Annotated in this window: 14 protein-coding genes; 10 read left to right on the top strand and 4 right to left on the bottom strand. The window is 67.2% G+C overall.

The window, feature by feature from the left end; genetic code table 11:
* Positions 1–51: 51 nt before the first annotated feature.
* The 3 genes from dnaJ to ACODS4_RS01880 all read left to right on the top strand — a co-directional run bounded on the left by dnaJ (position 52) and on the right by ACODS4_RS01880 (position 3,337).
* The gene (gene dnaJ / locus ACODS4_RS01890) at positions 52–1,209 is read left to right on the top strand and encodes a molecular chaperone DnaJ (RefSeq protein WP_488860145.1); all 1,158 of its coding nucleotides are present in this window, start codon (positions 52–54) and stop codon (positions 1,207–1,209) included.
* A gap of 191 nt (positions 1,210–1,400) precedes the next feature.
* The gene (locus ACODS4_RS01885; RefSeq protein ID WP_488860143.1) at positions 1,401–2,552 is read left to right on the top strand and encodes a GGDEF domain-containing protein; all 1,152 of its coding nucleotides are present in this window, start codon (positions 1,401–1,403) and stop codon (positions 2,550–2,552) included.
* Between the two features lie 71 nt (positions 2,553–2,623).
* Positions 2,624–3,337 carry a hypothetical protein gene (locus ACODS4_RS01880; protein ID WP_488860141.1) on the top strand — a complete coding sequence of 238 codons (714 nt, stop codon included), beginning with the start codon at positions 2,624–2,626 and terminating at the stop codon, positions 3,335–3,337.
* An 89-nt stretch (positions 3,338–3,426) separates the two neighbouring features.
* Here the strand turns inward: ACODS4_RS01880 and ACODS4_RS01875 are convergent, their stop codons facing one another.
* The 3 genes from ACODS4_RS01875 to ACODS4_RS01865 all read right to left on the bottom strand — a co-directional run bounded on the left by ACODS4_RS01875 (position 3,427) and on the right by ACODS4_RS01865 (position 7,608).
* Positions 3,427–4,149, bottom strand: coding sequence for a Bax inhibitor-1/YccA family protein (locus ACODS4_RS01875; protein ID WP_488860139.1), 723 nt, complete (start codon positions 4,147–4,149; stop codon positions 3,427–3,429).
* Positions 4,150–4,306: 157 nt separating this feature from the next.
* Positions 4,307–6,859, bottom strand: a complete 2,553-nt coding sequence (locus tag ACODS4_RS01870; protein WP_488860137.1) for an ABC transporter permease — start codon at positions 6,857–6,859, stop codon at positions 4,307–4,309.
* 5 nt (positions 6,860–6,864) lie between these two features.
* Complete coding sequence (locus tag ACODS4_RS01865) at positions 6,865–7,608, bottom strand: ABC transporter ATP-binding protein (RefSeq protein ID WP_488860136.1); 744 nt, start codon at positions 7,606–7,608, stop codon at positions 6,865–6,867.
* A 40-nt stretch (positions 7,609–7,648) separates the two neighbouring features.
* Here ACODS4_RS01865 and ACODS4_RS01860 point away from each other — a divergent pair, with 40 nt between their 5' ends.
* The 7 genes from ACODS4_RS01860 to ACODS4_RS01830 all read left to right on the top strand — a co-directional run bounded on the left by ACODS4_RS01860 (position 7,649) and on the right by ACODS4_RS01830 (position 13,207).
* On the top strand, positions 7,649–8,332 hold the full coding sequence (locus ACODS4_RS01860; protein ID WP_488860134.1) for an arylesterase: 684 nt from the start codon (positions 7,649–7,651) through the stop codon (positions 8,330–8,332).
* 7 nt (positions 8,333–8,339) lie between these two features.
* The gene (locus ACODS4_RS01855) at positions 8,340–9,497 is read left to right on the top strand and encodes an FIST signal transduction protein (protein WP_488860132.1); all 1,158 of its coding nucleotides are present in this window, start codon (positions 8,340–8,342) and stop codon (positions 9,495–9,497) included.
* A 12-nt stretch (positions 9,498–9,509) separates the two neighbouring features.
* Positions 9,510–10,550: an NADP(H)-dependent aldo-keto reductase gene (locus tag ACODS4_RS01850; RefSeq protein WP_488860130.1), complete on the top strand. Its 1,041-nt coding sequence runs from the start codon at positions 9,510–9,512 to the stop codon at positions 10,548–10,550.
* A 52-nt stretch (positions 10,551–10,602) separates the two neighbouring features.
* Positions 10,603–11,187: an RNA 2',3'-cyclic phosphodiesterase gene (thpR, locus tag ACODS4_RS01845; RefSeq protein ID WP_488860128.1), complete on the top strand. Its 585-nt coding sequence runs from the start codon at positions 10,603–10,605 to the stop codon at positions 11,185–11,187.
* Between the two features lie 118 nt (positions 11,188–11,305).
* Entirely contained in the window at positions 11,306–11,884 is a 579-nt protein-coding gene (locus ACODS4_RS01840; protein ID WP_488860126.1) for a Smr/MutS family protein, read from the top strand.
* Between the two features lie 30 nt (positions 11,885–11,914).
* Positions 11,915–12,316 carry a helix-turn-helix domain-containing protein gene (locus ACODS4_RS01835; RefSeq protein WP_488860124.1) on the top strand — a complete coding sequence of 134 codons (402 nt, stop codon included), beginning with the start codon at positions 11,915–11,917 and terminating at the stop codon, positions 12,314–12,316.
* Positions 12,317–12,445: 129 nt separating this feature from the next.
* The gene (locus ACODS4_RS01830) at positions 12,446–13,207 is read left to right on the top strand and encodes an SDR family NAD(P)-dependent oxidoreductase (RefSeq protein ID WP_488860122.1); all 762 of its coding nucleotides are present in this window, start codon (positions 12,446–12,448) and stop codon (positions 13,205–13,207) included.
* A 55-nt stretch (positions 13,208–13,262) separates the two neighbouring features.
* Here the strand turns inward: ACODS4_RS01830 and hslU are convergent, their stop codons facing one another.
* Positions 13,263–14,582: an ATP-dependent protease ATPase subunit HslU gene (hslU, locus tag ACODS4_RS01825; RefSeq protein ID WP_488860120.1), complete on the bottom strand. Its 1,320-nt coding sequence runs from the start codon at positions 14,580–14,582 to the stop codon at positions 13,263–13,265.
* Positions 14,583–14,590 lie beyond the last annotated feature (8 nt).

The raw sequence follows: 14,590 nt of genomic DNA, 5'->3' as shown, positions 1-14,590 counted from the left end.
AAGGTCCAGCGTGACCCGGACCCAGAACGATGTGAAGGCGGTCGGACCCCCATGGCGAAACAGGATTATTACGAGCTGCTCGGTGTGGAAAAAGGCGCCAGCGCGGACGAGCTGAAAAAGGCTTACCGCAAGATGGCGATGCAGTACCACCCGGACCGCAACCAGGGTGACAAGGACGCCGAGCACAAGTTCAAGGAAGTCAGCGAAGCCTATGAAGTCCTGAAGGACGATCAAAAGCGCGCGGCTTACGACCGTTTCGGCCACGCCGCCTTTGAAAATGGCGGTGGGCGCGGCGGGCCGGGGGCGGGCGGCGGCGGCTTCAACTTTGATTTCGGCGGCTCGGGCGGTTTCGCCGACATCTTCGACGAGATGTTCGGCGAATTCATGGGCGGACGTCGGGGCGGCGGCGGCGGGTCCGCCGGGCGCGGCCAGGATCTGCGCTACAACCTGGAAATCGGCCTGGAAGAGGCGTTCAAGGGCACGCAAACCAACGTGCGCGTCCCGACCTCGGTCCAGTGCGACGGCTGCAACGGCAACGGCGCGGCGGCGGGCACCCAGCCGATCACCTGCCCGACCTGCCAGGGCCACGGCAAGGTGCGCGCCCAGCAGGGTTTCTTCACCATCGAACGCACCTGCCCCGGCTGCCACGGCGCCGGCAAGGTCATCAAGGACGCCTGCAAGACCTGCGGCGGCGCCGGACGGCTGCGCAAGGAAAAGACCCTTCAGGTCAACATTCCGGCGGGCGTCGAGGACGGCACCCGCATCCGCTTGGCGGGCGAGGGCGAGGCGGGCTTGCGCGGGGCGCCGGCGGGGGATCTCTACATCTTCCTCGCCATCGCGCCGCACCCGATCTTCCAGCGCGACGGGGCCAACATCCATTGCCGGGTGCCGATCCCGATGACCACGGCGGCCCTGGGCGGCGCGGTCGAGGTGCCGACCATCGACGGCACCCGCACCAAGGTGACGGTGCCGCCCGGCACCCAATCCGGCCACCAGTTCCGCATCAAGGGCAAGGGCATGTCAGTGCTGCGCAGCCCGCAGCGCGGCGACATGTACATTCAGGCCGTGGTGGAAACCCCGGTCAATCTGACCAAGCGCCAGCAGGAATTGCTGCGCGAGTTCGAGAGCGGCGGGAAAGAAGGATCGAATCCGCAATCGGAAGGATTCTTCGCCAAGGTGAAGGAACTGTGGTCTGACTTGAAAGATTGACGCGTTCAGTTTGTGTCCTTGCGACGAAAGAAGCGGCGAAAGCCGCTTCTTTTCGTTTTGGCGCGCTTTGTCGCAGCCGCAACCGCCCGACACCCGGTCCATTCTGGCGAAATACGTTGCCGGGCTTTGAATGCCCGTGTAATCAGCCCAGATCATGTTCACTTCGGCTGTTGCTGGGAAAATCCCGCGTGATGCTCAGTAAATTGTTCCTCACGGACCTTGTTCGTGGCGACCAGCTTCGTGACCTGATCCGTCCCGACCGCCACACGCCGATCTTGAGCCGACGCCGGGCCGCGATGATCCAATCGCGCATCCGCATGGTGGCGTTGGTCTTCGGCCTGCTGACGCCGCTGTGGATCATCATCGACGTCAGCGTCTTCCGTTGGCCGCTGTCGGGGCAGTTGATGGCCTTGCGGCTGACCGCCAGCGCCGCCTTCCTCGCCCTGGCCCTGGATCCCCGCCCCTGCGAGGACATTCAGAACGCTTGGCTGCGGTTGAGCGCCCTGCTGGCCATCCCCACCCTGTTCTTCACCATCTCCCACCCCCTGCTCTACGACGAAGGGATGGATGATCTGCGCGTCGCCGTGACGGCGGGGTATGGCTATCTGCCCTTCGTCATGGTCGCGGGCCTCAGCGTCTTTCCGTTGACCGCCGTTGAGGGCGCCTTGTTCGCCGCGCCCATGCTGGCGGCGCATCTGGGGGCCGGGTTCTACGGCTCGCTGGTGCTGCCCTTCCCGTCTTATCTCAGCGCCTTGTGGCTGCTCGTGCTGATCGCCGTGGTGGCGACGCTGGCGGCGATGAGCCAGTTGCATTTCATGATCGCGCTGTTGGAACAAGCGGCGCACGACGTGTTGACCGGCGCCTTTTCCCGCCGCATCGGCGAGGAGTTGTTGAAGCTCCAGGTCGCCAACGCGCAACGCTCGCATCAACCACTGTCCACCGTCTTCGTCGATCTTGATGATTTCAAGACGGTCAACGACCGCTTCGGCCATGACGAGGGCGACCGGGTGCTGCGCCACGCCGCCACGACGATCCGCAGCATGCTGCGGGAATCCGACGCGCTGGTGCGCTGGGGCGGCGAAGAGTTCCTGCTGATTATGCCGGACACGTCGGCCAGCGGGGCGATGATCGCCATCGAACGGATGCGGCTGGCCGGTTTCGGCAAGCGCCCCGACGGCAGTCCTCAAACCGCCAGCGTCGGCCTCGCCGAGCAAGGCGCCGACCGCCTGTTCGATTGGGAAGCTCTGGTGGAACTGGCCGACCAGCGCATGTATCAGGCCAAACAGGCGGGCAAGAACCGGGTGGTCGGCGTCGAAACGAAAGAGACGTCACCCGCCGATTGAGCGACCGCGTGAGACGATGGTTGCCGCCGCATGCTAAGATGCGCGCGCGCCCATCGTCGGAGACTCCACCTGTGCCGTTCAGCAGCATTCTCGGCAAATCACTGGCCGTTCTGACCGCCGACCGGCTCAACGCGCGCAAGGCGCTGACCCAACTGGTGGATGTCGGGCCGGGTTTGGGAACCTACGGGCGGCTTCTGCGCCCGATCCTGCCGCAAGCCCGTTTCATCGCCGTCGAGATCTGGGCGCCCTATGTCAAAGAGTTCGGACTGACCGAGATCTATGACGAGGTCCACATCGCCGACGCCCGCGTCTTCGATTACCGGCGGCTGCCCACCGGCGGTTTGGCCGTGCTGGGCGACATGCTGGAGCACATGACCAAGGACGAGGCCCAGGCGGTGGTGCTCGCCCTGCTCGACCGCTGCGACGCCGTCCTGCTGTCGATCCCCATCGGCCATTGGCCGCAGGATGAGTTCATGGGCAACCCGTGGGAGGCCCATGTCGCCAGCTATGGCCCCGGCGACGTCCGCCGGGTGTTTCCCTACAGCATCGCCGAAATGACCTTCAACATGAGCGAGGACAGCGGCATCGGCGTCTTCGTCCTGTCGCAGCGGCTCGACTTGCAGGATCAAATTTCCGCCTGCTTCATGGAATCGGTCGAACTCATCAAGGCGAACAGCGGCTTGGTCTTTTGCGGCCTGCAACATTTGTCGGACCTGTCCGACCCGGCCAACGCCCAGCGCTTTTTCCAGGAACTGACGCCCTTCCTGACCAACCCGCCCGCCTGATTCACCCATCTTAGAGTCGGCGCAAACGAAAACCGCCCGGAAGCGGGGCGCTTCCGGGCGGTTTGAAGGCTTGGCGCCAAGACGGCGGGTTACTCGTCGCGCTGCCCCAGGAACTGCAACAGGAACTGGAACAGGTTGATGAAGTCGAGATACAGCGTCAGCGCGCCCATCAGAGCCAGCTTGCCGTTGCTCTCGCGGTCGTAACCCTCGGCGTAGCTTTCCTTGATCGACTGGGTGTCATAGGCGGTCAGGCCCGTGAAGATCACCACGCCGATGGCCGAGATCGCGAAATGCAGGGCCGGCGACTGGAAGAAGATGTTCGCCAGACCGGCGATCACGATGCCCAGCACGCCCATCATCAGGAACGACCCCATCTTCGTCAGGTCGGCCTTGGTCGTGTAGCCGTAGAGGCTCATCGACAGGAAGGTCGCGGCGGTGACGAAGAAGGTCAGCGCGATGGAGGCGCCGGTGAAGACCATGAAGATGGAGGCCATCGACAGGCCCATCGACGCGCAATAGCCCCAGAAGACGAGCTGAGCGGTGGCGAAGGACAGCCGGTTGATGCCGAACGACAGCACCATGACGAAGGCCAGCGGCGCCAGCATCACCACCCATTTCAGGGGCGTGCCGAAAATGGCGGCCATCAGGGCGACGTTGGTGGACACCAACGCGGCGATCAGGCCGGTCAACACCAGACCCGCGCCCATGTAATTGTAGACGCGCAGCATGTGCTGGCGCAGGCCTTCGTCGAAGTATCCCCGATCTGTCGCGCGGCCCATGGTCGCGAAGCGGTTAAAGGTCGGGTCAGCCATGGTTCAATCCTCGGTCATAGTAGGTGGTCCCGGTGCTCTGACATATTGGCGAGTCCTCCCAACGGTTCAATAGGAATCGAAAGAGGATTCGTCCGATAAAAAAGACGTCATGATTCGGCGTCTGTGAAACTCCTTTGGACGCACCGCACGTTCATGGTCATTCGTTGCGCAGCAGCGGGGCCGACGGCTGGCCCAGCGCCCGCCATGTCCCGTAAAAGCCAAAGGCGAGCGTGATCGCCGTGCTGAGCAGAACGGTCGTCAGCACCGCCGACGGCTGAAAGTCCCAATCCCACCGCATCAGGAAGCGCAGAACCGCCCAGGCGGTCAGCGTGCCGACCGCCCCGGCGATGATCGCCGTCAGCAGCCCCAACAGGCCGTATTCCAGCAGGAAGGCGCGCAGCACGTCGGCCCGCGTCGCCCCCAGAACCTTCAGCACCACGGCGTCATAGACCCGGCGGCGATGCCCGGCGGCGACCGCCCCGGCCAACACCAGCGTTCCCGCCGCCAGCGTGATGAGGGCGACGACGCGCACCGCCGCGCCGATGTGACCCAGCATGTCGCCCACGGTGTCGAGCGCGTCCTTGACCCGCACCAGGGTGATGTTGGGGAAACGACCCAGCACCGCCTTTTGCACCGCGCCTTCGGCCTCGGGCGTGGCGCGGACGGTGGCGATCCAGGTTTGCGGCGCGCCTTCCAGCGTGCCGGGGGCGAACACCATGGTGAAGTTGATCGCCATGGAGCTGAATTCGGCGGCGCGCACGCTGGCGACCGTCGCCTCGATTCCGCGCCCCAGAATGTTGACGGTCAGCTTGGCCCCAGGCCCGATGTTGAAGGCGTCGGCGACGCTCTGGTGAATCGACAGCAGGGGCGGCCCGCGATAATCCGCCGCCCACCAGTCGCCCGTGATGATCTGCGAATGCTCCGGCAGGGTCGCGGAATAGGTGATGCCCCGGTCGCCCGCCAGGATCCAGGCCTGTTCGGGATTGACCAGCGCCTTTTCCGCCTCCACCCCGTTCACCCGCTCGATCCGCCCGCGCAGGCTGGGCACCGCCTCGAAGGCGCTGGTTCCGGGAACCCCGGTCACGGTGTCGCGCAGGGCGGCGAACTGGTCGCGCTGGATGTCCACGAAGAAAAAGGCCGGGGCGTCCTTCGGGATGGTTTCCGACACCCGGCGGGAGAAATTCGCCTCGATCTGCGCGACCGCCACCAGCACGGTCAGACCCAGCCCCAGCGACAGCACCACCGCCGCCGTCGGGTTGCCGGGTCGGTGCAGATTGGCCAGCGCCAGCCGCAAGCCCGGATGACGCACGCGCCCGACCCGCGCCGCCGCCAGCGTGATGAGCGCCGCCGCCCCGCGAAAGGTCGCAAAGGTGGCGATGGAGCCGCCGACGAACCACAGGGCGAACAGCTTGTTGTCCGCCGTCGCCACCGCCAAACCGGCCAGCGCCAGCGCCGCCAGCGCCAGGGCGATCCGATAGGGCGCGCGCGGGCGGCCCTGCGCCGGGGCGATCACGTCGCGGAACAGCGCGCCCGCCGGAACCTCGCGCGCCCGGCCCAGCGGCCACAGGGAAAAGGTCAGGGCCGTCAGCAGCCCATAGAGCGCCGCCAACGCCAGCGCGCCGGGATAGACCCCGATGTGGGCCGACACCGGCAACACCCCCTCCAGCACACGGCCCAGCGCCAAGGGGGCGACCGCCCCCAAGACCAGCCCGGCGAGTATGCCCAGCAGCGCCAACGCCAGAATTTGCGCCAGATAGAGCTGAAACACCAACGCGCCCGGCGCGCCGACGCATTTCAACGTGGCGATGCTGCGGGCGCGGGAATCGAGATGGCTGCGCACCGCGTTGCCGACCCCGACGCCGCCGACCAGCAGCGCGGTCAAACCGACCAGCGTCAAAAACAGCGTCATCCGCTCGATGAAGCGTTCGACCTGCGGCGAAGCGTTGGCGACGTCGCGCATCGTCCAGGGCGCGGTCGGGAAGCGGGCCTTCACCTCTTTTTGCCAGGCCCGCGCGTCGGTCCCCGGCGGCAGGGCGATCTTGGCGCTCCACCAGGTCAGGCTGCCCGGTTGCAACAGCCCGGTCGCCTCCAGCGACGGCAAGGCGACCATCAGGCGCGGCCCCAGGGAAAAGGCGTTGGACGAGGCGCGGTCCGGTTCGCGGTCCAGAACGCCCGCCACCCGATAGACGCTGTCGCCGACCCGGATCGGATCGCCCAGCGCCACGCCCAGCCGGTCCATCAGGCTGGCTTCGACCACCGCGCCCCATTGGCCGTCGCGGCGGGCCAGCGCGCTTTTCAGATCGACGCCGTCGCGCAAGCTCAAGGCGCCATAGAGCGGGTAAAGATCGTCAACCGCCTTCAACTCGACCAGCGACGCCTTGCCCTCGTCCAGCGCCCGCGCCATGCCGCGCATTTCGGCGGCGGTGGACACGCGCCCGGCCCCGGTCAGGAAGGCCGTCTGTTCGGCGGTCGGCGGGGTGTAAAGCTGGCGGATCGCCACGTCGCCGCCGAGAATGGCTTGCCCATCCTGGTTCAGCCCGGCGAGCAGGCCGCTCGACACCGATTGCACGGCGGCGATGGCGGCGACGCCCAGCGTCAGGCAGCCCAGAAAAATCCAGAAGCCCTTCAAGCCGCCGCGCAGCTCGCGACGGGCCAAGCGCAGGGCGAGCCGCAAGGTGAAAAAGGGCGAGGGCGTCGCGTCTCCGCTCATCGCCCTTACTCCCCGACCAGCGCGGGCCGCGCCCGGCGGCTGGCCAAACCGTCGTCGGCGATCCGCCCGTCGGCCAGCCGCACCGTGCGGTCGCAGCGCGCCGCCAGCGCCGGATCGTGGGTGATGAGCACCAGCGTCGTGCCGCGCCGCTCGGCCAGATCGAACAGCAGTTTGACGATGGTCGCGCCGGTGTCGATGTCGAGATTCCCCGTCGGCTCGTCGGCCAGCAACAGCGACGGTTCGGTGACGAAGGCGCGGGCCAGCGCCGTGCGCTGCTGCTCGCCGCCCGACAATTGCCCCGGATAATGGTGGACGCGGTGGCCCAGCCCGACCGACTCCAACCCGGTCTGCGCCCGCGCGAAGGCGTCGCGGACCCCGGCGAACTCCAGCGGGATCGCCACATTTTCCAACGCCGTCATCGTCGGCACCAGATGGAACGCCTGAAAGACGATGCCGACATGGTCGCGGCGGAAGCGCGCCAGACCGTCTTCGTTCAGCCGGGCCAGATCCTGCCCGGCCACCCGGATCCGGCCCGAACTGGCGCGCTCCAGCCCCGCCATCACCATCATCATGGTGGATTTTCCCGAACCGCTGGGACCGACGACGCCGACCCGCTCGCCGCGCTCGACGTGAAGATTGACGCCCCGCAGGATGTTGACGGGTCCGGCCCCGCTGTCCAATCTCAGATGGACGTCGTCAAGATCGACGATGGTGTCGGACGGCGTTGCGTTGGAGTGAACCCTGGACATGCGTCTCTCGATCATGCGGAAAGGACGTTCGCCATATGGCATGGACCGCCGCGCTTTCAACGGGCGCGCGCTGGTCGCCGCCGCCGCCCTGCTGCTGGGCGTCGGCGTCGTGACCCCGCCCGCGCCCGCTTTTGCCGCGCCCGCCTCCGCCGCCTCGCCGGTCAAGCTGCTGGCCTTCGGCGACAGCCTGACCGCCGGTTACGGATTGCCCGAGGCGCAGGGCTTCACCAGCCAGTTGCAACGGGCGCTGATCGCCAAGGGCTACGCCGTCACCATCGTCAACGCCGGGGTGTCCGGCGACACCACGGCGGGCGGTTTGGCCCGGCTGGATTGGGCCTTGGCCGATCCGCCCGACGCGGCCCTGGTCGGGTTTGGGGGCAACGACATGCTGCGCGGCCTTGATCCGGGCGCGGCGAAGACCAATTTGGACGCCATCCTGACCCGTCTGGGAGAGCGGAACATCCCCGTCCTGCTGCTCGGCATGCTGGCCAGCCCCAGCCTTGGCCGTTCCTACACCGAGCCGTTCAACGCGCTCTATCCCGATCTGGCGGCCCGCCACAATGTGCCGCTCTACCCCTTTTTCCTCGACGGGGTGGCGACGGATCGGGGCTTGCTTCAAGCCGACGGGCTGCACCCCAACGCCCAAGGCGTGGCGGTGATCGTCGAGCGGATGCTGCCCGCCGTCGCCCGCCTGCTGGATTCCCTGCCCAAAACCGGAGGCTGACGCCCCAATGAGAACCGCCTCCGCCCCGCCCGACCAGCCCTTTCACGCCGCCAGCGCCACCGGCGCCGATTGGGGGCTGACGACGAAAGCCTGCCTCGACCGGCTGGGGCCGGTGGCGGGCTGCAATCTGGGCCTGCTTTACATCACCGACGGGCTGGCCGAACACGCGACCAGCATCGTCACCCTGCTGCGCGGCGTCACCGGCGTGCAGGATTGGGTCGGCACCGTCGGCATCGGCGTCGTCAGCACCGACGGCGTGTTGTTCGACGAACCGGCGATGGCGGTGATGACCGTCCGTCTGCCCGAGGACAGCTTTCGCCTGTTCCCGATGCTGACCACCGACCTCGACCCGCTGCGCCGCGCGGCGGGCGGTTGGCTGGACAAGCATGGCGCGGCGCTCGCCCTGGTCCACGCCGACCCGCGTTGCCAACAGCTCGCCAGTCTGGTCGCCAACCTGTCGGACAGCGCCAGCGCCTTTCTGGTCGGCGGAACCAGCGCGTCGCGGGCGGAGTTTCCGCAATTCACCCTGACGGGCGACAACAGCGGCGGCGCCGTGGCCGACGGCGGCCTGTCCGGCGTGCTGTTCGCCCCGTCGGTCGCCGTGGCGACCGCCAAGACGCAAGGCTGCCTGCCGATCGGGCCGAAGCGGACCATCACCGCCAGCGACGACAATGTGATCCTGGAGATCGACGGACGCCCGGCGTTGGAGGTCTTCAAGGAGGACATCGGCCCGGATCTGGCCAACGATCTGCGCCGCGTCGCCGGGCTGATCTGCGCCGGGCTGCCCATCGCCGGGTCGGACACTCAGGATTATCTGGTGCGCGACCTTGTCGCCATCGACCCGCGCGCCGGGTGGCTGTCCATCGCCGAGCCGGTGACGACCGGGCAAAGCATCCTGTTCACCCGCCGCGACGGCGACAACGCCGCCGCCGACATGCGCCGGACTCTCGCCACGCTGAAAAAGCGGGTGACGTCGCCGCCCAAGGGCGCCGTCTATGTCAGTTGCATCGCCCGTGGCCCCAGCCTGTTCGGCGACCCCAACGCCGAATTGGCGATGATCCGCGAAGCCTTCGGCGACGTGCCGCTGGTCGGATTCTATGCGTCCGGCGAGATATCCCACAACCGCCTTTATGGTTACACAGGCGTATTGACCATTTTCCTGTAAGGATTGTTTCGGATGCAGTATCGTTCCCTTGGCCGCAGCGGCCTGTCGGTCAGCGCCATCGGCCTTGGCACCATGACCTGGGGCGCCCAAAACAGCGAGGCCGAAGGCCACGCCCAGATGGACGCCGCGTTGGAGCGGGGCGTCAATTTTTGGGACACGGCGGAAATGTACGCCATCCCGCCGACCGCCAGCAGCTATGGCAAGACCGAGGCGATCATCGGCTCCTGGTTCCAGTCGCGCGGCCAGCGCGACAAGGTCATCCTGGCGACCAAGGCCATCGGCGGCGGCGGCGGGTTCGCCTGGGTGCGCGACGGCAAATCCCGGCCCGACCGCGCCAACCTGTTCGCGGCGGTCGAGGCCAGCCTGTCGCGGTTGAAGACCGACTACATCGACCTTTACCAACTCCATTGGCCCGACCGCGCCACCGCGCGTTTCGGCGCCCGGCTCTACAGCCACACGCCGGAAAAGGACGGCGTGCCGATTGAAGAGACGTTGGCGGCCTTCGCCGATCTGGTGACGGCGGGCAAGATCCGCCATGTCGGCTTGTCGAACGAAACCCCGTGGGGCGTCATGCGCTTCCTGCGCGCCGCCGAGACGGTCGGGCTGCCGCGCGTCGTCTCGGTTCAGAACGCCTACAATCTGCTGAACCGGACCTATGAACAGGGGCTGTCGGAGGTTTCCCTGCGCGAGGAGGTCGGGTTGCTGGCCTATTCGCCGCTGGGGGCCGCCACCCTGACCGGCAAATACCTGAACGGCGCCGTGCCGCCCGGTTCGCGCCGCGCGCTGGATCACCGCGCCTCGCGCTACGCCACAATCAACGCCGACGCGGCGACGGAGGCTTACCTGGACATCGCCCAGCGTCATGGCCTGTCGCCGTCGCAAATGGCCATCGCCTTCACGCTCCATCAACCCTTCGTCGCCTCCTCCCTGATCGGGGCGACGACGATGGAGACGCTGATCTCCAACATCGAGGCCATCGACGTCGCCCTGTCGGACGAGGTGCTGGCCGAGATCGACGCCGTCCACAACCGCCTTCCCGACCCTTGTCCTTAATTCCCCTGCCCCTAAGCCCCCTGCCCCGAACCCAGACGCGGACCCGGCCCCGATGATCCGTCTCTTCGTCGCCATCACCATCGCGGACGCGGTTCGCCAGCGCCTCGCCGGATTGTCCGGCGGGGTGCCGGGCGCGCGCTGGATGGAGCCGGAAAGTTTGCATCTGACCCTGCGCTTCATCGGCGACGTCCATGAGGATCAAGCCATCGACATCGACGCGGCGTTGACGGCGCTGCGCGCGCCGTCCTTCGCCCTGACGTTGGAAGGGGTCGGCGTCTTTGGTTCCGCGCGGCGCGCCCGCATCCTGTGGGCCGGGGTGGAGCGGAACGAGGCGCTGAACCATCTTCAGGCCAAGGTGGAATCGGCGATGGTCCGCTGCGGCCTGCCCGCCGAGGAGCGGAAATTCTCCCCCCACGTCACGCTGGCCCGGCTGCGCGACCCGCCGCCGGATCGGTTGGGCCGCTTCCTGACCGACAACGGGCTGTTCCGCGCCGCGCCGATGACGGTTGATCGCGTCACCCTCTACCGCAGCCATCTCGGCAACGGCGGGTCGGTGTATGAGGCGTTGAGCGACTATCCGCTGGCCGGGCCGCTAGCCGGGCCGCTCACTGGGCCGCTGACCGGATCCGGCCCGTGATCGGCGCGCTGAAGACGGGAGCCTTGCGGCGACGGCGATTGACAGCGGAGCGCCGTCGGGATTTATCCCCCCAATCTCCGAGCCAACCGCTCCACCAGACCGAAGAAGATTCGCGCCGATGACCCGCCGACGCCTGCCCACGCCTGAGGAGCGGCATTTGTGGCGGATCGCCATGCGCGACGCCGATCCCATGCCGGGCCGGGCGCTCGACCCCGAACCGGAACCGCCGCCGCCCGCGTTGGAGGAGCCGGTGGCGACCCGCCTCGCTCCGCCCCCCACCGCCCAGCCGCGCGCCGCCGCCGCCCGACCAGGGCGCAGCCTGGCCCCGCTGACGCCGGGATCGACCGCCAACATCGACCGCCGCACCAGCGACCGTTTCCGCAAGGGTCAATTGGTGATCGAGGGGCGGATCGACCTGCACGGCATGACCCAGGCGCAAGCCCACCTGGCGCTCGCCGGATTCGTTCATCACGCCTGGAACGACGGGCGGCGCTGCGTGCTGGTCATCACCGGCAAGGGCAGCGACAAAAGCGGATTGGGGGGCGGATTGGGCGTGTTGCGTCAAGCCGTGCCGCGTTGGTTGGGCGACCCGGCCCTGCGCCCGATGATCGTCGCCATTCAACCCGCCCAACCCAAGGACGGCGGCGACGGCGCCTTGTATGTCTTGATAAAAAGGCGGCGTGACCGTAAGGACTAAACCCGTCCTTGCCCCTTTGGGAAACCCCCGATGACTCCGTTCGGCGAACGGGTCCGTTCGCTGCGCGACGCCAAAGGCGTGACGCTGAAGCAGATGGCGACCGACCTGTCGATCTCGTCCGCCTATCTGTCGGCGTTGGAGCATGGCAAACGCGGCCAGCCCTCCCCCCAACTGGTCCGCCAGATCTGCGCCTATTTCGGCATCATCTGGGACGAGGCGGAGGCGCTGGAGCGGCTGGCGGATCTGTCCCACCCGCGCGTCACCGTCGACACCTCCGGCCTCAACGCGCGGGCGACGGAGCTGGCGAACCGCCTGTCGGAGCGCATCGGCGATCTGGACGAGGACACGCTCGACCGCCTGTTGACGATCCTCGACGCCGTGCCGCCCAGCAAAGGCGTGGGCAGCCGACGGTCGGCGATCCGGCGGCGGTGACGGTTCGGCGTCGGTTTGGAATGGCGGTTGACCCACGCCGGACTCGCCGCCATCGTCATCGCCTCGACGACGGAGCCTTGAACCGCAAAGGCGGTTCCAACCAGACCGAACCGATGGAGAAGCGCCACCATGACCCGATGCGCCGTTGTGACCGGGGGATGCTCCGGCATCGGGCGGCGGCTGGTCCTCGCCTTCGCTGAGGCTGGCTGCGCCGTCGCGTTCAGCGACCGGTCCCTGACGGATTCCGCCGACAGCTTGGCGTCAGAGGCCGAACGTCTTGGCGGAACCGCGCGCGGCTTTGCCTGCGACGTCGGCGTCGGCCCGGAGGTGGAGCGCTTTTACCAGGAGGCCGCCGACTGGTTCGGGACCGCGCCCGACGTGCTCATCAACAACGCCGGGGTGCAGACCTGGGCGGGCCTGTTGGACCTGGACGAGGAGTCCTGGGACCGGGTGATCCGCACCAACCTGAAGGGCTGCTTCCTGAACACCAAGGCCGCCGCCCGTCTGATGATCGACGCGGGCAAGCCGGGATCCATCGTCAACATCGGATCCGGCTGCAACAAGCTGGCCTTCCCGAAGCTGGTGGACTACACGGCGTCCAAGGGCGGGGTCGAGCAATTCACCAAGGCGGCGGCGGTCGAATTGGGTCCGCATGGAATCCGGGTCAATTGCGTGGCTCCGGGGGCCATCGCCACCGAACGCACCAACGGCGAAGCGGCGGGCTACGCCGACAAATGGGCGCGTCTCACGCCCCTGCGCCGGGTGGGAACGCCCGACGACATCGTCGGCCCGGTGATGTTCCTGACCGGTCCGGATTCGTCCTTCGTCACCGGTCAAACCCTGTGGGTCGATGGCGGGGTGTTTTCGCAAGCCAGTTGGCCCGATTACTGAGCGAAAGCCCCCTCCTCCACCTGGAAAATGGGGCCTTCGCTCCAGAAAACCGCCCTTACAAAATGAACTTTGACAAATCCGCGTTCTTGGCCAAGGCGGCCACGCGGTCGCGGACATAGGCGCCATCAATCGTGATGGTTTCGCCGCTCTTGTCGCTGGCGGTGAAGCTGACCTCTTCCAACAGACGTTCCAGCACGGTGTGCAGACGGCGGGCGCCGATGTTTTCGACCGACGCGTTGATCTCGGTCGCCAGCCGGGCAAGTTCGTCGATGCTGTCGTCGGTGAAGACCAGATCCACCTCTTCGGTTTTCAGCAGCGCCTTGTACTGGCGGATCAGGCTGGCTTCCGGTTCGGTCAGGATGCGTTTGAAATCCTCCTGCCCCAGCGCCTTCAGCTCGACGCGGATCGGCAGGCGGCCTTGCAGTTCGGGCAGCAGGTCCGACGGCTTGGCGATGTGGAAGGCCCCCGACGCGATGAACAGGATGTGGTCGGTCTTCACCGCGCCATGCTTGGTGGACACGGTGGTGCCCTCGATCAGCGGCAGCAGGTCGCGCTGCACGCCTTCGCGGCTGACGTCGGCCCCGCCGCGCGCGTCCGACCGGGCGGTGATCTTGTCGATTTCATCAAGGAAAACGATGCCGTTCTGCTCCACCGCGCGAATCGCCTCGGCGATGACCTTATCCTGGTCCAGCAGCTTGTCGGATTCCTCGGCCATCAGCACGGCGTGGCTGTCGGCGACGGTCAGGCGGCGCGGCTTGGTCCGCCCGCCCATCATCTTGCCGAACATGTCGTTGAGATTCAGCATGCCCATCTGGCCGCCCGGCACGCCAGGAATGTCAAAGGTCGGCAGGGCGCCGCCGGATCCGGTCTCGGCGACCTGAATCTCGATCTCCTTGTCGTTCAGCGTCCCTTCGCGCAGCATCTTGCGGAATTTGGCCCGCGTCTCGGCGCTGGCGCTGTCGCCGCACAGCGCGTCGAGCACGCGCTCCTCCGCGCGCAATTCGGCCTTGGCCTCCACCTCTTTGCGCAGCTTGTCGCGGGTCATGACGATGGCGGATTCGACCAGATCGCGGATGATCTGCTCGACGTCGCGCCCGACATAGCCGACTTCGGTGAATTTGGTCGCCTCGACCTTCAGGAAGGGGGCCTGCGCCAGCCTGGCCAGACGGCGGGCGATTTCGGTCTTGCCGACGCCGGTCGGGCCGATCATCAGGATGTTTTTCGGCTGCACCTCGTCGCGCAGCGCCTCGGGCAGTTGCTGGCGGCGCCAGCGGTTGCGCAGCGCGATGGCGACGGCGCGCTTGGCGTCGTTCTGGCCGATGATGTAGCGGTCGAGTTCCGAGACGATCTCGCGGGGGCTGAAGGCGGCGGTCATGGCGGATT

Source organism: Azospirillum sp. FG154, assembly GCF_057809575.1.
The sequence above is the reverse complement of the archived record's forward strand: the minus strand, read 5'-3'. Positions and strand labels throughout refer to the sequence as shown.